Annotated in this window: 22 protein-coding genes and 1 riboswitch; of the genes, 13 read left to right on the top strand and 9 right to left on the bottom strand. The window is 58.1% G+C overall.

What is annotated here, in order from left to right; translation table 11 throughout:
• The first annotated feature begins 526 nt into the window (after positions 1 to 526).
• Together purH and purD are read left to right on the top strand one after the other, a co-directional pair.
• A complete protein-coding gene (purH, locus tag FHW76_RS26260; protein ID WP_022064764.1) occupies positions 527 to 2,116 on the top strand; it encodes a bifunctional phosphoribosylaminoimidazolecarboxamide formyltransferase/IMP cyclohydrolase in 1,590 nt (529 codons plus the stop codon).
• Between the two features lie 15 nt (positions 2,117 to 2,131).
• Positions 2,132 to 3,427 carry a phosphoribosylamine--glycine ligase gene (gene purD / locus FHW76_RS26255; protein WP_040971032.1) on the top strand — a complete coding sequence of 432 codons (1,296 nt, stop codon included), beginning with the start codon at positions 2,132 to 2,134 and terminating at the stop codon, positions 3,425 to 3,427.
• On the opposite strand, the gene zraR is transcribed toward purD, so the two are convergent.
• Together zraR and zraS are read right to left on the bottom strand one after the other, a co-directional pair.
• Positions 3,417 to 4,748, bottom strand: a complete 1,332-nt coding sequence (zraR, locus tag FHW76_RS26250) for a sigma-54-dependent response regulator transcription factor ZraR (RefSeq protein ID WP_080923947.1) — start codon at positions 4,746 to 4,748, stop codon at positions 3,417 to 3,419. The genes purD and zraR overlap by 11 nt on opposite strands.
• Positions 4,735 to 6,129 (bottom strand): two-component system sensor histidine kinase ZraS, encoded by a 1,395-nt coding sequence (zraS, locus tag FHW76_RS26245; protein WP_183477091.1) that lies wholly within the window; start codon positions 6,127 to 6,129, stop codon positions 4,735 to 4,737. Before zraS ends, zraR begins: the two co-directional genes overlap by 14 nt.
• A 259-nt stretch (positions 6,130 to 6,388) precedes the next feature.
• Between zraS and zraP the strand changes: the two genes are divergently transcribed.
• Complete coding sequence (gene zraP, locus FHW76_RS26240; RefSeq protein WP_043875954.1) at positions 6,389 to 6,826, top strand: zinc resistance sensor/chaperone ZraP; 438 nt, start codon at positions 6,389 to 6,391, stop codon at positions 6,824 to 6,826.
• Positions 6,827 to 6,829: 3 nt separating this feature from the next.
• Here zraP and FHW76_RS26235 read toward each other — a convergent pair whose 3' ends face one another.
• From FHW76_RS26235 to nudC, 6 genes are all read right to left on the bottom strand, one after another.
• Positions 6,830 to 7,525 carry a DUF1481 domain-containing protein gene (locus tag FHW76_RS26235; RefSeq protein ID WP_012969176.1) on the bottom strand — a complete coding sequence of 232 codons (696 nt, stop codon included), beginning with the start codon at positions 7,523 to 7,525 and terminating at the stop codon, positions 6,830 to 6,832.
• A gap of 12 nt (positions 7,526 to 7,537) precedes the next feature.
• Positions 7,538 to 7,810, bottom strand: coding sequence for a nucleoid-associated protein HU-alpha (gene hupA, locus FHW76_RS26230; protein WP_002884342.1), 273 nt, complete (start codon positions 7,808 to 7,810; stop codon positions 7,538 to 7,540).
• 186 nt (positions 7,811 to 7,996) lie between these two features.
• Positions 7,997 to 8,587, bottom strand: a complete 591-nt coding sequence (locus FHW76_RS26225) for a YjaG family protein (protein WP_012543208.1) — start codon at positions 8,585 to 8,587, stop codon at positions 7,997 to 7,999.
• Between the two features lie 42 nt (positions 8,588 to 8,629).
• The gene (gene nfi, locus FHW76_RS26220) at positions 8,630 to 9,301 is read right to left on the bottom strand and encodes a deoxyribonuclease V (RefSeq protein WP_008807992.1); all 672 of its coding nucleotides are present in this window, start codon (positions 9,299 to 9,301) and stop codon (positions 8,630 to 8,632) included.
• Between the two features lie 12 nt (positions 9,302 to 9,313).
• Complete coding sequence (gene hemE, locus FHW76_RS26215) at positions 9,314 to 10,378, bottom strand: uroporphyrinogen decarboxylase (protein ID WP_008807993.1); 1,065 nt, start codon at positions 10,376 to 10,378, stop codon at positions 9,314 to 9,316.
• A gap of 40 nt (positions 10,379 to 10,418) precedes the next feature.
• Positions 10,419 to 11,192 (bottom strand): NAD(+) diphosphatase, encoded by a 774-nt coding sequence (gene nudC / locus FHW76_RS26210; RefSeq protein WP_008807994.1) that lies wholly within the window; start codon positions 11,190 to 11,192, stop codon positions 10,419 to 10,421.
• Positions 11,193 to 11,285: 93 nt separating this feature from the next.
• Between nudC and FHW76_RS26205 the strand changes: the two genes are divergently transcribed.
• The 10 genes from FHW76_RS26205 to FHW76_RS26160 all read left to right on the top strand — a co-directional run bounded on the left by FHW76_RS26205 (position 11,286) and on the right by FHW76_RS26160 (position 20,058).
• Positions 11,286 to 11,783, top strand: coding sequence for an Rsd/AlgQ family anti-sigma factor (locus tag FHW76_RS26205; RefSeq protein WP_002884324.1), 498 nt, complete (start codon positions 11,286 to 11,288; stop codon positions 11,781 to 11,783).
• A 53-nt stretch (positions 11,784 to 11,836) separates the two neighbouring features.
• Positions 11,837 to 11,961, top strand: a riboswitch (TPP riboswitch).
• Positions 11,962 to 12,047: 86 nt separating this feature from the next.
• Positions 12,048 to 13,943 carry a phosphomethylpyrimidine synthase ThiC gene (gene thiC / locus FHW76_RS26200; protein WP_022064760.1) on the top strand — a complete coding sequence of 632 codons (1,896 nt, stop codon included), beginning with the start codon at positions 12,048 to 12,050 and terminating at the stop codon, positions 13,941 to 13,943.
• Complete coding sequence (thiE, locus tag FHW76_RS26195) at positions 13,943 to 14,578, top strand: thiamine phosphate synthase (RefSeq protein ID WP_032734021.1); 636 nt, start codon at positions 13,943 to 13,945, stop codon at positions 14,576 to 14,578. Before thiC ends, thiE begins: the two co-directional genes overlap by 1 nt.
• Positions 14,571 to 15,326, top strand: coding sequence for a thiazole biosynthesis adenylyltransferase ThiF (thiF, locus tag FHW76_RS26190; RefSeq protein WP_008807997.1), 756 nt, complete (start codon positions 14,571 to 14,573; stop codon positions 15,324 to 15,326). The genes thiE and thiF overlap by 8 nt, the downstream gene beginning before the upstream one ends.
• A complete protein-coding gene (gene thiS / locus FHW76_RS26185; RefSeq protein WP_008807998.1) occupies positions 15,310 to 15,510 on the top strand; it encodes a sulfur carrier protein ThiS in 201 nt (66 codons plus the stop codon). The genes thiF and thiS overlap by 17 nt, the downstream gene beginning before the upstream one ends.
• 1 nt (position 15,511) lies before the next feature.
• Positions 15,512 to 16,282, top strand: a complete 771-nt coding sequence (gene thiG, locus FHW76_RS26180; protein WP_016160090.1) for a thiazole synthase — start codon at positions 15,512 to 15,514, stop codon at positions 16,280 to 16,282.
• Entirely contained in the window at positions 16,279 to 17,412 is a 1,134-nt protein-coding gene (thiH, locus tag FHW76_RS26175; RefSeq protein ID WP_183477090.1) for a 2-iminoacetate synthase ThiH, read from the top strand. The genes thiG and thiH overlap by 4 nt, the downstream gene beginning before the upstream one ends.
• Before the next feature lie 315 nt (positions 17,413 to 17,727).
• Positions 17,728 to 19,260, top strand: a complete 1,533-nt coding sequence (locus FHW76_RS26170; RefSeq protein WP_008808001.1) for a sensor domain-containing diguanylate cyclase — start codon at positions 17,728 to 17,730, stop codon at positions 19,258 to 19,260.
• Between the two features lie 171 nt (positions 19,261 to 19,431).
• Positions 19,432 to 19,737: a PTS sugar transporter subunit IIB gene (locus FHW76_RS26165; RefSeq protein WP_002884150.1), complete on the top strand. Its 306-nt coding sequence runs from the start codon at positions 19,432 to 19,434 to the stop codon at positions 19,735 to 19,737.
• A gap of 3 nt (positions 19,738 to 19,740) precedes the next feature.
• Positions 19,741 to 20,058 (top strand): PTS lactose/cellobiose transporter subunit IIA, encoded by a 318-nt coding sequence (locus FHW76_RS26160; protein WP_008808002.1) that lies wholly within the window; start codon positions 19,741 to 19,743, stop codon positions 20,056 to 20,058.
• A gap of 43 nt (positions 20,059 to 20,101) precedes the next feature.
• Here the strand turns inward: FHW76_RS26160 and dcuB are convergent, their stop codons facing one another.
• Entirely contained in the window at positions 20,102 to 21,442 is a 1,341-nt protein-coding gene (dcuB, locus tag FHW76_RS26155; protein WP_008808003.1) for an anaerobic C4-dicarboxylate transporter DcuB, read from the bottom strand.
• Positions 21,443 to 21,519: the final 77 nt, after the last annotated feature.

Below are 21,519 nucleotides of genomic sequence, written 5' to 3'. Positions count from 1 at the left end.
ACTTTGAGTGCCCACACAGATTGTCTGATAAATTGTTAAAGAGCAGTGCCGCTTCGTTTTTCGCTGCGGCGCGGGGTGTGCATATTACGCTTTCCTCTTTCAGAGTCAACCCTGAATTTCAGGATTTTTCTCTTCAACCGAACTGGCTGTTTGTGTGAAGTGATTCACATCCGCCGTGTCGATGGAGGCGCATTATAGGGAGTTCTCGAGCGCCTGCAATAGAAAAATGGCAGAAAAATGACTGACTGCTGCATTCCCCAGCAAAACCCCGCTTTATACCCTTTTACACACAGAATTATCCACAGAAGCGCGATGAAAGGGCGACAAAAGCCCGGTGGGTCAGCTTCTATATAAAGAAGAAACGGTGGCTGAAAGAGAAAGATAAAAATTCGCGAGCGTTGCGCAAACGTTTTCGTTACAATGCCGCGCTATGACACGGATGCCCGGTTGGGTGCGTTAGGTGAGTTTTTAGGCAAAAACTCACCTAACGCTCTCTGTAATGTTCAAATCCTGGGGATTTAATACCATGCAACAACGTCGTCCAGTCCGCCGCGCTCTGCTCAGTGTTTCTGACAAGGCCGGTATCGTCGAATTCGCGCAGGCGCTTTCCGCTCGTGGTGTCGAGCTGCTGTCCACCGGCGGCACCGCCCGCCTGCTGGCAGATAAAGGCCTGCCGGTTACCGAAGTCTCTGACTACACCGGTTTCCCGGAAATGATGGATGGACGCGTGAAGACCCTGCATCCGAAAGTACACGGCGGCATCCTCGGTCGTCGCGGTCAGGATGACGGTATCATGCAGCAGCACGGTATTGCGCCTATCGATATGGTGGTCGTTAACCTTTACCCATTTGCCCAGACCGTCGCTCGTGAAGGATGCTCGCTGGAAGACGCGGTGGAAAACATTGATATCGGCGGCCCGACTATGGTGCGCTCCGCAGCGAAGAACCATAAAGACGTCGCTATCGTAGTGAAGAGCAGCGACTATGACGCCATCATTAATGAGATGGACGCCAACGAAGGCTCCCTGACGCTGAACACCCGCTTCGATCTCGCCATTAAAGCCTTCGAACACACCGCCGCTTACGACAGCATGATCGCTAACTACTTCGGCAGCATGGTTCCGGCCTATCACGGCGAAAGCAAAGAAGCCGCTGGCCGCTTCCCGCGCACCCTGAATCTGAACTTCATTAAGAAGCAGGATATGCGCTACGGCGAAAACAGCCACCAGCAGGCTGCCTTCTATATAGAAGAGAATGTAAAAGAAGCCTCCGTAGCGACCGCCACTCAGCTGCAGGGCAAAGCGCTCTCCTATAACAACATTGCCGATACCGATGCGGCGCTGGAGTGCGTGAAAGAGTTCAATGAGCCAGCCTGCGTTATCGTTAAGCACGCTAACCCATGCGGCGTTGCCGTCAGCGACTCGATCCTCGACGCCTACGATCGCGCCTATAAAACTGACCCAACCTCCGCCTTCGGCGGCATCATCGCCTTTAACCGCGAGCTGGATGCGGAAACCGCGCAGGCCATCATCTCTCGCCAGTTCGTCGAAGTGATCATCGCGCCGTCCGCCAGCGAAGAAGCGCTGAAGATCACCGCCGCGAAACAGAACGTCCGCGTACTGGTCTGTGGCCAGTGGGATACTCGCGTTGCCGGCCTCGATTTCAAACGTGTCAATGGCGGCCTGCTGGTTCAGGACCGCGATCTCGGCATGGTCACTGCGGGCGAACTGCGCGTGGTCAGCAAACGTCAGCCGAGCGAGCAGGAACTGCGCGATGCGCTGTTCTGCTGGAAAGTGGCGAAATTCGTTAAATCCAACGCCATCGTCTATGCCAAAGACAACATGACCATCGGCATAGGCGCCGGTCAGATGAGCCGCGTCTACTCAGCGAAAATTGCCGGGATTAAAGCCGGTGACGAAGGTCTGGAAGTGAAAGGCTCCGCCATGGCCTCTGACGCCTTCTTCCCGTTCCGCGACGGCATTGATGCCGCAGCCGCAGTAGGCATCACCTGTGTGATCCAGCCGGGCGGCTCTATCCGCGACGAAGAAGTGATTGCCGCCGCGGACGAACATGGTATCGCCATGATCTTCACCGACATGCGCCACTTCCGCCATTAATTCACGGAGCAGCAGATGAAAGTATTAGTAATCGGCAACGGCGGGCGCGAACACGCGCTGGCCTGGAAAGCGGCCCAGTCACCGCTGGTTGATACCGTCTATGTCGCGCCGGGCAACGCGGGTACCGCCCTGGAGCCGGCGCTGCAAAACGTCGCCATCGGCGTCACCGATATTCCGGCGCTGCTTCGCTTTGCGCAGGATGAGAACATCGATCTGACCATCGTTGGCCCGGAAGCGCCGCTGGTCATTGGCGTGGTTGACGCGTTTCGTGCCGCAGGGCTGACCATCTTTGGGCCAACCGAAGGCGCCGCGCAGCTGGAAGGCTCAAAAGCCTTCACCAAAGATTTCCTCGCCCGTCATCATATCCCGACGGCGGAATACCAGAACTTCACCGAGGTCGAGCCTGCGCTGGCTTATCTGCGGGAGAAAGGCGCGCCGATCGTCATCAAAGCCGACGGTCTGGCGGCAGGTAAAGGCGTTATCGTGGCGATGACCCTTGAGGAAGCCGAAGCGGCGGTCGAAGATATGCTGGCCGGCAACGCCTTTGGCGATGCTGGCCACCGTATCGTGATTGAAGAGTTCCTCGATGGCGAAGAGGCCAGCTTTATTGTGATGGTCGACGGCGAGCACGTCCTGCCGATGGCCACCAGCCAGGATCACAAACGCGTCGGCAACGGCGATACCGGCCCGAACACCGGTGGGATGGGCGCTTATTCTCCGGCGCCGGTCGTGACTGATGAAGTCCATCAGCGCACCATGGAGCGGATTATCTGGCCAACCGTGAAAGGCATGGCCGCTGAAGGCAATACCTATACTGGTTTTCTGTATGCCGGTCTGATGATCGACAAACAGGGTAACCCGAAGGTAATTGAGTTCAACTGCCGCTTTGGCGATCCGGAAACCCAGCCGATCATGCTGCGCATGAAGTCCGACCTGGTAGATCTGTGCCTCGCCGCCTGCGCGGGCAAACTGGACGAGAAAACCTCCGAGTGGGATGACCGCGCGTCGCTGGGTGTGGTGGTTGCCGCCGGCGGCTATCCGGGCAATTACAACACGGGTGATGAGATCTTCGGCCTGCCGCAGCAGGAAGCGGCAGATGGTAAAGTCTTCCATGCCGGCACCAAACTGGCAGACGACCAGCGCGTCGTCACCAACGGCGGGCGCGTGCTGTGCGTGACCGCGCTGGGTGAAACCGTGGCGCAGGCGCAGCAGCGCGCCTATCAACTGCTGACCGATATTCGCTGGGACGGCAGCTTTAGCCGTAACGATATCGGCTGGCGCGCCATCGAACGTGAAAAAGCTAACGGCTAAGTTTTGCCAGCAGCGTTTTCCGCGTAATGCCTAACTGACGGGCGGCTTCAGTTTTGTTGCCGCCCGTTTTTTCCAGCGCCGCCAGAATCACCTCTTTTTCAACTTCCACTAACGGCTGAATCAGCGCGTTCTCGCTACCACCCGACGGCAACGGCATGCCCGCTATCGCCAGCGGCAGTTCTCGTTCGGAGATATAGTTTCCGGTCAGCAGCACCACCGCCCGCTCCACCGCGTTTTCCAGTTCACGGATATTACCCGGCCAGGGGTAGTGGATCAGCAGATCCATCGCCTGCGGCGTAAACCCCTGCACCGTTTTGCGATTGCGTTCGGCATAGCGCTTAAGAAAGTGTTGCGCCAGTTGCGGAATATCTTCCCGGCGCCGGCGCAGCGGCGGCATATCAATGGTCACGACATTCAGGCGGTAATAGAGATCCTGGCGAAAACGCCCGGCGCTCACCTCTTCCGCCAGATTGCGATGGGTGGCGGCAATCAGCCGCACATCGACAGAAAGCGTCTGGTTACTGCCAACGCGCTGCACCTCGCGTTCCTGAATCGCCCGTAGCAGACGCACCTGCATCAATGGTGAGATATCGCCAATTTCATCGAGGAACAGCGTGCCGCCATCCGCCTCGACAAAACGCCCTTCCCGCCGCCGTTCCGCCCCGGTAAACGCCCCTTTTTCATGACCGAACAGCTCGGACTCCAGCAGCGACTCATTCAGCGCCGCGCAGTTTAGCGTCACCAGCGGCTTCTCGCGGCGTTCGCTGCAGGCGTGAATGGCGCGCGCCACCAGTTCTTTACCGGTTCCCGATTCGCCGCAGATCAGCACCGTCGCATCCGAGGGCGCCACCAGCGTAATATTGTTGATAAGCGCCCGCATCGCCGGGCTATCACCAATCATGCCCCACCGTGAATCCGTCGCAACGCTGGGATCGCTCTCGCTCTGTTGCGTGTGCGCCAGCGCCTGAACCAGCGTCTGCTGCAGGGTGTCAAAATCCAGCGGTTTGACCAGGTAATCCAGCGCCCCGGACTTAATGGCCTCTACCGCCGTGCCAACGCTGGAAAACGCCGTCATGATCAGCACCGGTATCGCCGGGTTATAGGCCTTAATCTCTTTTAGCGTCGCGATACCGTCCATCTCCGCCATACGGATATCGCACAGCACCAGGTCGAAGACCTGCTGATGGATCTGCTCCAGCGCCTGCAGGCCGTTGTGAGCTAATGCCACCTGATAGCCCCAGCCGCGTAGCAGCGCCTGCAGGATCGTGCAGTGACTGATGTCATCATCAACGACCAGAATCTGTACTTTATCGCTGCTCATCTTCCCTCCGTTGAGCCTCCACCGGTAACCAAAGCGTAAATATCGCTCCGGCCCCCGGCTGGCTTTCGGCGCGGATTGTCCCGCCATGTTGTTCGATAATATTCTGTACCACCGCCAGCCCCAGCCCCGTGCCGTCCGCCTTGGTGGTGAAATACGGTGTGAAGATGGCCTGCAGCTCTTCATCGCTCATCCCCTTACCGCTATCCGTGACGACGATTTTCACCCGCTGACGATCGGCTTCGCTTGCCGATACGTGAATGACGCCATCACGGCCAATCGCCTGCATCGCGTTCAGGTACAGGTTCAACAGCACCTGGTTCAGGCGGTCAGCATCGGCGTTGATCGTGGTTAACTCAGGGCGCGGAGTAAATTGCAGCGCGATCCCGCGACTCTGCGCATCCTGGCTTACCAGCTGCAATGAGTGCCGGATAAGCGCGTTGATATCCACCGGCTGGTAATTTAAATGCGCGGGCCGGACCAGCTCCAGCAGCTCGCTGACCACCCGGTTCAGGCGGTCGGCTTCTTTCGCCATCACCTGGGCTAATTGATGCGCTTCGCCGCCTGGGGGAGTGCGTTCGGCAAAATACTTCGCCAGCCCTTTAATCGAAGAGAGCGGATTGCGGATCTCATGCGCGACACCCGCCGCCAGATGGCCAAGCGCCACCAGCTTTTCTTTGCGGGCCATCGCCTCCAGCAGCTGCTGGCGTGAGCGACGATAGCGGCGGAACCAGAACTGAGCGAGGATCGTCGCCGCGATGACCAGCGCCGCGGCGCCCAGCATGATCATCATGTTACGCTGGCCGCGGGCCTGCGCCGCATCCAGCTCGCGGCTATCAAAGGCGATAAAAATCACCTGCGGGACAGTGGGCTGAGCCAGCGCGCTGTTGCCGCGATTCATCATCCCCATATGATGGCCGCGAGCAGGATTGAGCGGGCGGAACTGGCGATAGATCTCCAGTGCCGGCTGCGGTTCGTTAAGCCGGCGCCAGCGGGCCTGTTCGCTCACGTGGAGTTCGCGCATCTGCGCCGGACTGTACAGCGCGTTATCCACCTGTTGCGGATCGCTATGGGCGATGATTTTACCGTTTTCATCGGTCACCGCGAACCACAGCACTCCGGGCTGCCAGGCCATCTCTTCCAGCAGGGCCTGCAGCTGCGCATGATGCATACGCATCCCCATCCCGACGCGCGTGCCAGACTCCAGCGCGCGGATCAGCACGCTCCCCTTCTCCTCAATGGTTTGTCGGGCGGCGGTCGTCTCACGACCGTAGTCGCGGACGATCATTACGGAGAACAGCATGACCAACAGCACCATTGCGCCGGTCAGCAGCCAGCTCAGGGCGTCCGCAGCGGCGTGCCGGGAGAAAGGTTTGATCTTCATCGGTGAGTCCTTGTCATCTCTTTTTCGCTTTCTGCAGGATCCTTCAGCAGAAATCATGCCATTTTCCCACGCCGTCAATCCTGTTCTCAAACATATCGCCTGCGGTTTAGCGAGTAAAAATGACCCACCTGACCCGCCAGGAACGGGTCATTTTTACTCACCTTCCCCATCGGCTCCTCCGGCAGGCCCGTACGGGCGGGCTTTTTCAGGCTGGCATGGAAGATGCAATAACGAGAGAAACCACACAGGAGATAATGCCATGAAACGGAACCGTAACTTACCTCTCACCCTTGTCACCCTTGCCGTACTGACCTTTGGCAGCAACGCGGCCTGGGCCAACCATCACTGGGGCAATAACACCGGGATGGGCAATCAGGGTTACAGCCAGCTGACCCAGGAGCAGCAGGCTACCGCGCAAAAGCTGCATAACGATTACGCTGCGCAAACCAGCGCCCTGCGCCAGCAGCTGCAGTCCAAACGCTATGAGTACAATGCGCTGCTCACGACGCAAAAGCCGGACAGTGGAAAGATTGAAGCTGTCGCTCAGGAGATGGAAGGCTTACGCCAGAAGCTGGATCAGCAGCGGGTGAAGTTTGATGTCGCCCTGGCTGAGGCGGGCGTTCCCCGTGGCGCAGGAATGGGATACAACGGCTGCCGCGGTAACGGCGGTGGTCATAGGGACATGAACCACTGGTAATCGTTAGAAGCTTTTTTCTGTCGGCTGCCAGGTGCAGAAGTTTTCATTGGCGACCAGCAATAGTTGAGAGCCTTCAGACGCCTCCAGCCAGGCGATGCTCACCGCGGCGGAGGAATGACTCTGGCGACGTTCAATATGCGCCAGGGCCCGGCTATCTAGGTCAGGCTTCACCGTCTGACCTTCGCAGGTCAACACGGTATGCGCGGCAGCGTTCCAGCGCCCCTGACGCAGGACAACGCGTCCCTGCCGGAGAGCATCGCTGGTCTGGCGGATCTGCTCGGCGCGATAACGATACAGTGCGACCTGGTCGCTGGAGAGCTGTTGCTTCTGCCCGTCGACTTCCCGCTGCATAAAGCTGAGATCGCCCTGCGCGTCGAAGCGGGCGCGAATATGTTCCGGCGGCTTACCGTAGACATTGAGTTCGATAAACGTCAATTGATCGCCCTGCCAGCGATATTCACTGGTCGAGGTATCCCCGTGACGCCACGGGCTGAAAGCGGCGAGAAGATGGACTTCATCACCTGAATCTTTACGCCAGATACGCATCGCCCCCTGATTATCCGCATAACCGCTGGCGGTAAACGGTGGAAGCGAGGCGTCGTGGCTGCAGGCAGTCAGCAACAGGATGCCCGCCAGCGCCAGAGGCCGGCGCCAGACAGACAAAAGGGGCTTAATAGCCCCTTCGATAAAACTGTTCACTGCCACGCGGTCTTACTTAACTGCGTCTTTCAGTGCTTTGCCAGAAACAAATGCCGGCACGTTAGCTGCAGCGATTTTGATCTCTTTACCGGTCTGCGGGTTGCGGCCAGTACGCTCAGCGCGGTGGTTCACTTTGAAGGTACCGAAACCAACCAGTTGAACAGCATCACCTTCTTTCAGAGACTCAGTAATTGCAGCCAGGGTAGATTCCAGGGCAGCTTTAGCCTGTGCTTTGGACAGGTCAGCTTTGTCCGCAATTACATCAATCAGTTGAGTCTTGTTCATAAGTTATCCTTACAATGTGTTTATCGCTTGCTAAGCATCGAGTGCGACGGAAATGCCAAAAAAGCACCCTCCTGCATACACGCACCGATAGCCACTTTTTTTCGCCCTCCAAATGTAGACCAGACGGGGGGCGGAATGGAAGCCTTCAGACGCTACAATTCAGGCGGTAAATCACGTTTTCTGGTCTCACTGCTGAAAATTTATACCAATATTGCTCTCACCGGCCTCACGCAGGTCCGCGCGCAGACCTTTTATCAGCTCAAGGTCACGCTCTTCACAGTCGGCCAGCAGGCGGAAAATTTCCCACTGAATATCCCATTCCTGCTCTACCGCCGGGTTCGCTTTCAGCTCTTCATCGGTCATTTCGCGACCGGCCTGGGTCATTTCCAGCATCGCCACGCTGGTGATGGATGTCTTGCTCACCTCAATCGCGTGCTCAAGTGTTTCACCGCTCAGACGCGAATGGATCAGTTCGCTCAACGCCACGCAGGCGTCTATAGCCGGGTAAACACCGTACAGGTCGAAATCATCTGCCGCCGGGATGGCCTCTTCCAGCTTCTCCAGCTGACTGTCGAAATTCACCTTCGCATCTTTAACCGTCAGCGTTTCCCAGATCAGGTCCAGGATACGACGGTACAGCTGGCCGTCGCCGAACTCGGTTTGCTTGCAGAACATGGCGTAGTTAGGGTACATACGCTCGCACAGGCAGGCCATAAAAGTGACATGCTGCCAGCTTTCCAGCTTCTCCAGGCGCAGGTGAATCGGGTTTTGTAACATGATGAATTCTCGAAGTCAGAAATTAGGCGCAGTGTACCTGAATCAGCCGTGATTTGCTTGCCAACGCACAAACGACGGACGACGGGACGCCACCGCATCGGCCCAGCGCGTCGGCTCGGGGAGACGATAGCCTCGCATGCAGCGCTCAACCCACATTAAGGCGCTGTCCATGCCCACCCGGTGACCGGTGCTAATAAAAAGCGGGTTGCAGCGCACTTTGCTGCGCCAGACCCAGGCCAGTTGCTCATTTTTATCCATCAGCGGGGCCAGTGCGCCGGGCTCATCACCCAGTTCGCCGATTTTTCCGCACAGCCGTTTTTTCGCCACCCCGATGGTCGGCACGTCAATCATCAGACCAAAATGGCTGGCGACGCCGAGCCGCCGGGGATGGGAGATACCGTGGCCGTCGACGAAGAGCAGGTCCGGTTTCTGCGAAAGCTGCTCCCACGCCGCCAGCAGCGCAGGTGTTTCGCGAAACGAGAGAAAGCCGGGAATATAGGGCATGGTGGTGGCGACGCGCGCCACCTGATACTCCACCAGCTCAAGCTCAGGCCAGGTCAGCAGCACCATCGCAGCCCGGGTCACTTCCCCTTCCTGCTCAAACCCGACATCCGCGCCGCCGATCAACGCCGGCGGGTCGCGATCCAGTCGATCCGCTCGCTCGACCGACGCGGCTAACTGTTGTTGTTGGGTACGTAGCGCGGCTAAATCCATACGGCTTATCTCCTATTGATGATAGGGTGTGGAAAGACGATGCACCGCCTCAACAAAGACGCCCGCATGCTGCGGGTCGACATCCTGATGGATGCCGTGACCAAGGTTAAAGACATGACCTTCGCCCTGGCCGAAGCCGGCGAGAATAGTCGCCACTTCCTCTTCAATACGCGGGGCTGGCGCATACAGCATCGACGGGTCCATATTGCCCTGGAGCGCCACTTTGTGACCTACACGACGGCGAGCATCAGCGATATCGGTGGTCCAGTCGAGCCCCAGCGCGTCACAGCCGGTCTCCGCCATCGCTTCCAGCCACTGGCCACCGCCTTTGGTGAACAGGGTCACCGGCACGCGGCGGCCTTCGTTCTCCCGCAGCAGGCCATCGACAATTTTATGCATGTAGTAGAGCGAGAACTGCTGATAGTCGCGACCGGTCAGCACCCCGCCCCAGGTGTCGAAAATCATCACCGACTGCGCGCCGGCTTTGATCTGCGCGTTGAGGTACAAGGTGACGCTTTTCGCCAGCTTCTCCAGCAGCGCATGCAGCGCCTGCGGTTCGGCGTACATCATCTTTTTGATCACGGTGAACGCTTTGCTGCTGCCGCCTTCCACCATGTAGGTCGCCAGCGTCCAGGGGCTACCGGAGAAGCCGATCAGCGGCACTTCGCCTTTCAGTTCGCGGCGAATGGTACGCACGGCGTTCATGACATAGCCCAGTTCCTGCTCCGGATCCGGGATTGGCAGCTTGTCGACGTCGGCTTTGCTTTTTATCGGCGAGGTGAAGCGCGGACCTTCGCCAGCTTCAAAGTACAGCCCCAGACCCATGGCGTCCGGGATCGTCAGGATGTCCGAAAAGAGGATCGCCGCATCCAGCGGGTAACGGCGCAGCGGCTGGAGCGTCACTTCGCAGGCCAGCTCGGCATTTTTACACAGCGACATAAAGTCGCCCGCTTGCGCACGGGTGGCTTTGTACTCCGGTAAATAGCGGCCCGCCTGGCGCATCATCCACACCGGGGTGACATCAACCGGCTGACGCAGCAGCGCGCGCAGGTAACGATCGTTTTTCAGTTCGGTCATTTTTACATTCCTTTAGCGTTGATGCGCCCAGTGTAACATGTCACTCGAACTCTGCCCGACACATCGCCACCGTATCTTCGATAAGCCGACGCGCCACCGTGCCCGGCGGTGGCAGGAGCGGTAGATTGTCATAGCGGTACCAGTCCGCGGTCAGCAGCTCTTTTTTGTCGACCACGATATCGCCATCCGCGTAATCCGCCATAAAGGCGGTCATCAGCGACTGCGGGAACGGCCACGGCTGAGAGGTCACATAGCGCAGGTTTTTCACCTTGATGCCGCTCTCCTCCATCACCTCGCGGGCCACTGCCTGCTCAAGGGTTTCACCCACTTCGACAAACCCGGCCAGCACGGTGTGCACGCCGTTACGATGGCGGGTATGTTGCGCCAACAGGATCGAATCATCGCGACGGATAGCGACGATAATGCAGGGGGCAATTTGCGGGTAATAGCGTTCACGGCAGTGGCTGCACAGCATCGCCCATTCGCTTTTGCTGGCATGCATCGGATGGCCACAGTAGCCGCAAAATTTATGCGATCGATAAAATTCGGCGAGCTGGATCCCTCGCCCCGCCAGCTGGAAGAGACCCGGATCCTGATCCAGAACCTGGCGTAACGATCCCATGTCATGGCGGCGATCCTGGCGCACCATCCAGACGGACTCGCCCTGCCACTCGCCAATATGCAGCGCATGCTGTCCGACAAGATCGAAATTAACCGCTTCGCCATGTGGTAATTCTCCACCAGGCAACCATAATTTTTGTTCGTGACTGACAACCCACCAGCCGCGATCTAATTTTTCAATAATACGATCCATATCTATTGCACTACCTTTGCTTCACTGGCATGTTGTTAACATTATATTTACATTTTGGTGAGCAGATTTAAATCAAAACTAGCGGAGTCAATCATGCTAAACCAGCTGGAAAATCTGACGGAGCGCGTTGGCGGTAGTAATGAACTGGTCGATCGCTGGCTACAAGTGCGTAAGCATCTGCTCGTGGCTTACTACAATCTGGTTGGCCTGAAACCGGGCAAAGAGTCATTTATGCGGCTAAACGAAAAGGCGCTGGATGACTTTTGCCAAAGTCTGGTGGATTACCTCTCATCCGGTCATTTTAGTATTTATGAACGCATTATTGGCGAAATGGAAGGCGATACCCCACTTTTAGCCGCCACCCGGCTTTATCCACAGCTGGAAGCCAATACCCAGCAGATGATGGACTACTACGATACCTGCCTCGAAAACGCTATCGATCACGATAACTACCTTGAATTTCAGCAGGCGCTGTCGGATATCGGCGAGTCGCTGGAAGCACGTTTCGCGCTGGAGGATAAACTGATCGCCCTCGCCGTCGCGCATAATCTGAGCAACGACGTGCGCGATAATATTGCGCCGACCGCTTGAGTTGTGCGCAATTAACGAGTAGTTTACCTCCATTCCCCCTCTCCGGAGGGGACGTCATCTTGTCGGAGTGCCTATTTTCCATGCGCTGGCTAAAGTGGAAAAGGCTGAGACCGTTAATTCGGGATCCGCGGAACCTGATCAGGCTAATACCTGCGAAGGGAACAAGAGTAAACTGCTGGTCGCACCTGTCCGTTCTGGACCGGTCGCATCTGTTACTCCATCCGTCGTCTGACAAGCCATCTCCTTTTTTAACTGGAATGCGCTATGTCTACTACCAAACTCACCCGTCGGGAACAACGCGAGCACGCGCAGCGATTCATTGATACGCTGGCAGGTACCGCTTTTCCCAATTCACGCCGCATCTACGTTCACGGCTCACAAGCGGATATCCGCGTCCCGATGCGTGAAATTCAGCTCAGCCCGACCCTCGTCGGCGGCGATAAAGATAACCCCCGGTACGAAGCCAATGAACCGATCCCGGTATATGACACCTCCGGCCCTTATGGCGACCCGGATATTGGCATTGATGTCCGCCAGGGGCTGGCAAAGCTGCGCCAGCCGTGGATCGACGCGCGTAACGACTGCGCTCCGCTCAGCGAACGCAGCTCGGCCTATACCAAAGCGCGGCTGGCCGATGACGGTCTCGATGAGCTGCGCTTCAGCGGCCTGCTGACGCCCAAACGCGCCGTCGCCGGGAAATGCGTTACCCAACTGCACTACGCCCGCCAGGGGATCGTCACCCCGGAGATGGAGTTCATCGCCATTCGCGAAAACATGGGTCGCGAACGTATCCGCAGCGAGGTTCTGCGCCAGCAGCATGCCGGGGAAGGCTTCGGTGCCCGCCTGCCGGAAAACATTACCCCCGAGTTCGTCCGCGATGAAGTTGCCGCCGGACGCGCCATCATCCCCGCCAACATCAACCACCCGGAATCTGAGCCGATGATTATCGGCCGCAATTTCCTGGTGAAAGTGAATGCCAATATCGGCAACTCGGCGGTGACCTCTTCCATCGAAGAGGAGGTGGAAAAACTGGTCTGGTCAACCCGCTGGGGCGCCGACACGGTGATGGACCTCTCCACCGGCCGCTATATCCACGAAACCCGCGAGTGGATCCTGCGCAACAGCCCGGTGCCGATTGGTACCGTCCCGATTTACCAGGCGCTGGAGAAGGTCAACGGCATTGCCGAGAACCTGACCTGGGAAGCCTTCCGCGATACCCTGCTGGAACAGGCCGAACAGGGCGTCGACTACTTCACGATTCACGCCGGCGTACTGCTGCGCTACGTGCCGATGACCGCGAAGCGCCTGACAGGTATCGTGTCGCGCGGTGGTTCCATCATGGCCAAGTGGTGCCTGTCGCATCATCAGGAAAACTTCCTCTACCAGCACTTCCGCGAAATCTGTGAAATCTGCGCCGCCTATGACGTGTCGCTGTCCCTCGGCGATGGTCTGCGCCCCGGCTCGATCCAGGACGCCAACGACGAGGCGCAGTTCGCCGAGCTGCATACGCTGGGCGAACTGACGAAAATCGCCTGGGAGTATGACGTGCAGGTGATGATTGAAGGCCCCGGCCACGTGCCGATGCAGATGATCCGCCGCAATATGACCGAAGAGCTGGAGCATTGCCACGAAGCGCCATTCTACACCTTAGGCCCGCTCACCACCGACATCGCGCCGGGCTACGACCATTTCACTTCCGGTATCGGCGCGGCGATGATCGGCTGGTTTGGCTGCGCGATGCTGTGCTACGTCACGCCAAAAGAGCATCTCGGCCTGCCCAACAAAGAGGATGTGAAACAGGGGCTGATTACCTACAAAATCGCCGCCCACGCCGCCGACCTCGCGAAAGGCCACCCCGGGGCGCAGATCCGCGACAACGCGATGTCCAAAGCGCGTTTCGAATTCCGCTGGGAAGACCAGTTCAACCTCGCGCTCGACCCCTTCACCGCGCGGGCCTATCACGATGAAACCCTGCCGCAGGAGTCCGGCAAGGTCGCCCATTTCTGCTCCATGTGCGGGCCGAAATTCTGTTCGATGAAAATCACCCAGGAAGTCCGCGACTACGCCGCGAAGCAAAATATCGAAGCTGGCATGGCCGATATGTCGCATCACTTCCGCGCCCGTGGCGGCGAAATCTACCTGAAACAGGAGGAAGCCTGATGTATCAACCTGATTTTCCACCCGTCCCATTTCGTCTTGGACTCTACCCGGTGGTTGACAGCGTGGCGTGGATTGAGCGCCTGCTGGAGGCGGGAGTGCGTACTCTTCAACTGCGCATCAAAGACCAACGTGACAGCGACGTGGAGGATGACGTGATCGCCGCCATCGCCCTTGGCCGCCGCTATCACGCCCGGTTGTTCATTAACGATTACTGGCAGCTGGCGATTAAGCATCAGGCCTACGGGGTACACCTGGGGCAAGAAGATCTGGAAACCACCGATCTGAGCGCTATCCGCAAAGCCGGACTGCGTCTCGGCGTCTCCACTCACGACAATATGGAAATTGATGTCGCGCTGGCGGCGCGCCCCTCTTACATCGCGCTGGGCCACGTCTTCCCGACGCAAACCAAACAGATGCCTTCCGCGCCGCAGGGCCTCGACCAGCTAGCCAGACATATTCAACGCCTGGCGGATTACCCCACCGTCGCGATCGGCGGCATCAGTCTGGAAAAAGCGCCGGGCGTACTGGCGACCGGCGTCGGCAGCATCGCGGTGGTCAGCGCTATTACCCAGGCGGCGGACTGGCGGGCAGCGACAGACCAGCTGCTGGCGCTGGCGGGAGCAGGCGATGAATGATCACGACTTTATGCGCTATAGCCGCCAGCTGCTGCTGGAGGATATTGCCATCGAGGGTCAGCAGAAACTGTTAGCCAGCCGGGTGCTGATTATCGGCCTTGGCGGGCTGGGCTCCCCGGCGGCGCTCTATCTTGCCGGAGCGGGCGTCGGGACGCTGACCCTGGCCGATGACGACGCCGTGCATCTCAGCAACCTGCAGCGGCAGATCCTGTTCACCAGCGAGGATATCGACCGGCCAAAAGCCGCGGCGGCAAAGACCCGGCTCAGTCAGCTAAACCCGCAGATCAAACTGGTTGCGCTCCAGCAACGTCTGAGCGGCGAGGCGCTGCGCGCTGAGGTGGCGAAAGCGGACGTGGTGCTGGACTGCACCGATAACATGGTGACCCGCCAGGCAATCAACGCCGCCTGTGTGGCCCTCGACACCCCGTTAGTGACCGCCAGCGCCGTCGGCTTCGGCGGTCAGTTGATGGTGCTCACTCCCCCCTGGGCGCAGGGCTGCTATCGCTGCCTGTGGCCGGATAGCGACGAACCGCAGCGCAACTGCCGCACCGCGGGGATCGTCGGCCCGGTCGTCGGCATGATGGGCACGCTGCAGGCGCTGGAGGCGATTAAGCTACTCAGCGGCATGACGACGCCGCGTAATACCCTGCGGCTGTTCGACGCCCGCACCAGCAACTGGCGTAATCTGGCGCTACAGCGCTCCCGGAATTGCCCGGTGTGCGGAGGGCGGCATGCAGATTTGGTTTAACGACGAGCCGCTGGCATGTGCCGACAATCTCAGCGTCAGCGCCCTGCTGACCCAGCTCGAACAGCTGCAGCCGGGCGTTGCGCTGGCGCTTAATCAACACATCCTGCCGCGCGACCGGTGGGAAGATCATCTCTTACAGGAAGGCGATCGGATCCTGCTTTTTCAGGTTATCGCTGGAGGTTGACATGTTACGTATTGCAGACAAAACGTTTGAATCCCATCTTTTTACCGGTACCGGCAAATTCGCCGCCCCGGAGGTGATGGTTGAGGCGATTCGCGCCTCGGGAAGCCAGCTGGTGACGCTGGCGATGAAGCGCGTCGATTTACGCCAGAACAATGACGCGATTCTCGCGCCGCTGCTGGCGGCGGGCGTTAACCTGCTGCCGAATACCTCAGGCGCCAAGACGGCGGAAGAGGCGGTGTTTGCCGCCCGCCTGGCGCGGGAAGCCCTGGGCACCCACTGGCTGAAGCTGGAGATCCACCCGGATGCCCGCTGGCTGCTGCCTGACCCGATTGAAACCCTGAAGGCGGCGGAGCTGCTGGTGCGCGAAGGGTTCGTCGTCCTGCCCTACTGTGGCGCCGATCCGGTGCTGTGTAAACGGCTGGAAGAGGCTGGCTGCGCGGCGGTGATGCCGCTGGGTGCGCCGATCGGCTCCAATCAGGGGCTGGAAACCAGGGCTATGCTGGAGATTATTATCGAACAGGCGACGGTACCGGTGGTGGTTGATGCCGGGATCGGCGTGCCGAGCCATGCGGCGCAGGCGCTGGAGATGGGCGCAGATGCGGTGCTGGTCAATACCGCTATTGCCGTCGCCGACGACCCCGTGACCATGGCCCGCGCCTTCCGTATGGCAGTCGATGCCGGATTACTGGCGCGTCAGGCCGGACCGGGGGCACGCAGTACGCAGGCGCAGGCCACCAGCCCGCTGACCGGATTCCTGGAGGCGCTGGCATGAAAACCTTCAGCGATCGCTGGCGGGAGCTGGAGTGGGACGACATCCGCCTGCGCATCAACAGCAAAACCGCCGCCGACGTCGAACGGGCGCTGGCGGCCAAACAGCTCACCCATGACGACATGATGGCCCTGCTTTCACCGGCGGCGGCCAACTATCTTGAACCGCTGGCCCAGCGTGCGCAGCGGCTCACCCGGCAGCGCTTCGGCAATACCGTCAGCTTTTACGTACCACTGTATCTCTCCAACCTGTGCGCCAATGACTGCACCTACTGCGGCTTCTCAATGAGCAATCGCATTAAGCGCAAGACGCTGGATGCCGCCGAGATTGCCCGCGAGTGCGCCGCGATCCGCGACCTGGGCTTTGAGCATCTGCTGCTGGTGACCGGCGAGCATCAGGGCAAGGTGGGAATGGATTATTTCCGCCAGCACCTGCCGGCTATCCGCAGCCAGTTTGCCTCGCTGCATATGGAGGTGCAGCCGCTGGCGACCGAAGAGTATGCCGAGCTGAAAACGCTGGGGCTCGACGGGGTAATGGTCTATCAGGAGACCTACCATGAAAGCATGTATGCCCAGCACCATCTGAAAGGGAAAAAACAGGATTTCTTCTGGCGGCTGGATACACCGGATCGCCTGGGCGAGGCGGGGATCGATAAGATCGGCCTCGGCGCGTTGATTGGTCTTTCCGACAGCTGGCGGGTGGACTGCTTTATGGTCGCCGAGCACCTGCTGTGGCTGCAGCAGCGCTACTGGCGCAGCCGCTACTCGGTCTCCTTCCCGCGCCTGCGTCCCTGCGCCGGCGGTATTGAACCAGCTTCGCTGATGAATGAGCGCCAGCTGGTGCAGACCATTTGCGCCTTCCGCCTGCTGGCGCCGGAGGTTGAGCTGTCGCTTTCAACCCGTGAATCACCCTGGTTCCGCGACCGGGTGATCCCGCTGGCGATCAATAACGTCAGCGCCTTCTCTAAAACGCAGCCCGGCGGCTACGCCGACGATCATCCGGAGCTCGAGCAATTTGCCCCACATGACGATCGCCGCCCTGAAGAGGTCGCCAGCGCGCTAGCCGCCCGTGGCCTGCAGCCGGTATGGAAAGACTGGGACAGCTGGCTGGGACGCGCCTCGCAATCATCATGAAGTATGTTGCAAGCCGCTGATTATTTTGCGTGCCTGCACGAGAGATGAAAAATGGGGAGTCGCCCGATTGCCGCCGTTTTTCTATTCTGCCCGGGTCAGCAGCGGACGCTGACCAGGGCGAACGTTTTCTTCCTCATTTTCGCCCTGCCTCTCCGCGCTGCGCGAGGGCCGGTTCATTATCGACGAATATAAATCACGATAGATGAAGGCCTCAGAGTTATAATTGAGCAATAGTTAACTGATTCGATCGGCAGGCTCGCTGACACAAGCTGCGTTCGGACCCTTGGTTTATACATCCGGGACGATTAACGATTCATGGCGCTACACAACAGAAAACTCTCTTTTACGACACCAATCGTCGTGGGGTTTGCCGGCATTTTGCTCAGTTTCATGCTGATTGCTACTTTTGTCACCCTGGCACAGCGGAAAGATTTTCTCGAAGATTATCACGATATTAACCGCAACTTTACCCACAACCTGGCCATCAACTATACGGAAACGCTGCTGCGGGAAAATGATTTTATCCTCGGCCGCGCGGCCACCTTCTTTGCCCGTAATGACGAACTGAACCGCGCGGTGAACGTTGATCCGGAGAAAGGGTTAACCACGCTAATGCAGTTACAGAACATGATGCCAAGCGTCTCATCCATCTCGCTGGCGGATACCGAGGGCCACTATCTGCGCGCCCCGGAAGTACTGAAAAATGAAGACAGCCTGGCTTTCGCCCCCAAAACGCGGCCCTGGTTTATCAAACAGGCAGAAGCCAGCACCTTCAGCCACTACACCAGCCCGTATATGGACTTTTTCACCCACCATCCGACGATTACCATTTTCAAACCCATCATTACTCCGGAGGGTAAACTCAAGGGCAGCCTGGCTTTTCATCTAGATCTCACCTCCATGGGGTTCGCGCTACGGCAGATGGTCGCCCCCGTACAGGGGGAATTTTTTGTGGTGCAGCGGGATGGCAAAGTTGTCCTGCACTCCGACCCGGGCGCGCTGTTTAAACCCTTCGTCAGCGACGAACTGATGGATAAAATGACCAGCGGAGAGGGGCAGCTTTACGATGTCAGGAGCGATACCTGGTATTACTACTACTCCTTTACCAATCCCGACTGGTTCGTGATTTACCGTGTCGATAACGCCACCCTGATCAATCTGACGCGCCATGAGACAAACTTAGTGATCGGCGGTTTCTCACTCGCGGCGATTATCATCCTCTTGTTCGGCCTTTATCTGCGTCATGCTTCCCGTACCGTGCTGATGAATATCATCAATGCGATTAAAACCGGCGACGTCAAACGCGCTCCGCGCCTTGAGGCAATGCTGAGTAAAGCCATTGAAACCAACAAACAGCGTGAACTGACCTACGTTCGCCAGGCCACCATCGACGCCCTCACTGGCTGCAAAAACCGCCGCGCCTTCGACAGCGATATCGCCGCGCTGATGAACGATCACCAACCTTTCGCCCTTGCCCTGGTCGATATCGATAACTTCAAATCGATCAACGACACCTGGGGACACCTCAACGGCGATATCGTCCTGCGCAACGTCGCCCGCGAGGGGCTGCAGGTCCTCCAGCCGCTGGAGATTTCCCTTTATCGCTACGGCGGTGAAGAGTTCGCGGTGGTCTTTCCTGCCGAACACATCGATAACGCCCGAACGCTACTGGAAACATGGCGGGTCAACGTCGAACGGCGTACCTGGCGCGAAGATGGCCTGACGGTCACCTTTAGCGCCGGACTGGGGGAATGGAATATGGAGCCGCTGGATAAGCTGGTGGTGAGCGTCGATGAGGCACTTTACAAAGCCAAGCAACAAGGTAAAAACCGCATCCTCCGCGCGTGAGACAACAGGACGCGGCCGCCCACTTCGGTGGGCTTTTTTATTTTTATCGGCAAAAATGAAACCGGTTTCAATTTTTGTGTGATGACTTACACACAATCACGGTAAAGCGGTTGTCGCATCGCCAGGGCCGCGATAAAGATAAGACATCACGGAACACAAGGGCCACTGACTATGAAGAATATCGTTTTGTGCTGTGCCGCCGGTATGTCCACCAGCATGCTGGTTCAGCGTATGCAAGATGCCGCGCAGAAAAAAGGTGTTGAGGTTTCTATCAAGGCCGTCCCGGTCGCCGAGTTTAAAGATAACCTGGCCGCCGCCGACATTATTTTACTCGGCCCGCAGGTGAAATATGAGCAGGCGAAACTGCAGGCGCTGGCCGATCCATTCGGCAAGAAAGTCGCGGTGATCGATATGATGGACTACGGCATGATGAAAGGCGATGCCGTTCTGGATAAAGCCCTGAAGATGCTGGAGTAATCGATGGAAGATTTAGAAACGATCATCATGGAACTGTTGGTTAATGCCGGTTCCGCACGTAGCGCGGCGCTCACTGCTCTCCAGTTAGCACGGAAAGGTGACTTTGCGGCAGCCGAGCAGGCCATGGCCGAGTCCCATGAGTTCGTCAAACATGCGCATAAAATCCAGACCCAGCTCATCGGCCTGGATGAAGGCACCGGTAAGCTGCCGGTCAACCTGATCACCGTTCACTCTCAGGACCACCTGATGAACGCCATGGTCATTCAGGATCTGGCGACCGATATGATTGAACTCTATCGTCGTCTGCCGCTCGCGCAGTAATCTCGCGGATTTAACGGGCGCCGCTGCCGGCGCCCGTCCCCTCTCAAAGAAAACCATACATCGCGGCGAATACCCAGCCAAACACGCAGGAGACACCGACGCCGATGAGCCCGGGCAGGATGAAGCTATGGTTAATGACAAAGCGGCCGATATGGGTGGTCCCTGAGCGGTCGAACTGGATCGCCGCCAGATCGCTTGGGTAGGTCGGCAGAATATAGTAGCCATAGCAGGCCGGCGCGGAAGCCACGATATAGGCCGGGTCGACGCCGATGGCCAGCGCCACCGGAACAATCGCCGCCAGCGCTGCCGCCTGAGAGTTCACAAACTTCGAAACCAGCAGCAGTACGATGGCGTAAGCCCACGGGTACTCCTTCACCATCTCCCCGAGCACACCTTTAATCTCGGTCATATGCGCGCCGAACATAGTCTCCGCCATCCACGCGATGCCGTATACCGCGACGATAGCGATCATTCCCGAACGGAAAACCTCATTTTTAGAAATCGACGCTGGGTTAGTTTTGGTAATGATGATAATAAGCGCCCCGGAGAGCAGCATGAACATCTGGATCACCAGCACCATCGACAGCGGCTTACCGTCGAAGGCCGGACGCAGTTCGGAAAACGCGCCGAGCAGGGCCACCACGGCGATGGAGGCCAGAAAGATCCACATCGCAATCCAGTTGCTGGTCGGCAGCTTTTTATCCAGCAGCGTCGCCGTATCGCCATAGACATAATGGCGATTTTCCGGTACCGCAATAAACGCCTGGAAGGCTTCGTCTTTATCCAGATCTTTGCCACGGAACCAGCTGAAGATACCAATCGCCAGGATCCCCAACAGCGTGGACGGAATGGTTATCGCCAGCAGGTCGAGAAATTCCAGGTGTTTACCGTTAAAGGTAAAATTCCCCAGCATCGCCACCAGCGACACCACCGCTACCGAGACCGGGCTGGCGATGATCCCCATCTGGGCACCTATGGAGCTGGCCGCCATCGGACGCTCCGGACGAATGTTATTCTTAATGGCGACATCGTAGATAATCGGCAGGATCGTGTACACCACGTGTCCGGTACCGCAGAGAATGGTCAGCGTGCAGGTGACGAAAGGTGCGACGATCGAGACATATTTCGGGTTGCGCCGCAGCAGCTTCTCGGCAATCTGTAACATAACATCCAGCCCGCCCGACGCCTGTAGCGTCGCCGAAGCGGCCACAACGGCAATGATGACTAACATCACATCAACCGGCGGTTTACCCGGCTGGAGATGGAACACAAAAACAAGGATAACCAAACCGATGCCGCCCAACAGGCCCAGCGCAATACCGCCTTTTCGGGCACCATAAAACAGACAAATTAAGATAATAATGAGTTGTATCGCAAATTCCATGCAGCCCCCAGAGTCTGTCCACTCAGACCAAAAGAAATGACCAACACCTGCCTGCCGGTATTATTTCTGCGTCTTAT

Source organism: Klebsiella sp. RC2 (assembly GCF_014192815.1).
Classification (GTDB): domain Bacteria; phylum Pseudomonadota; class Gammaproteobacteria; order Enterobacterales; family Enterobacteriaceae; genus Klebsiella; species Klebsiella variicola.
Note: the sequence above shows the minus strand (reverse complement) of the source record. Positions and strands in the feature narration are given on the sequence as shown.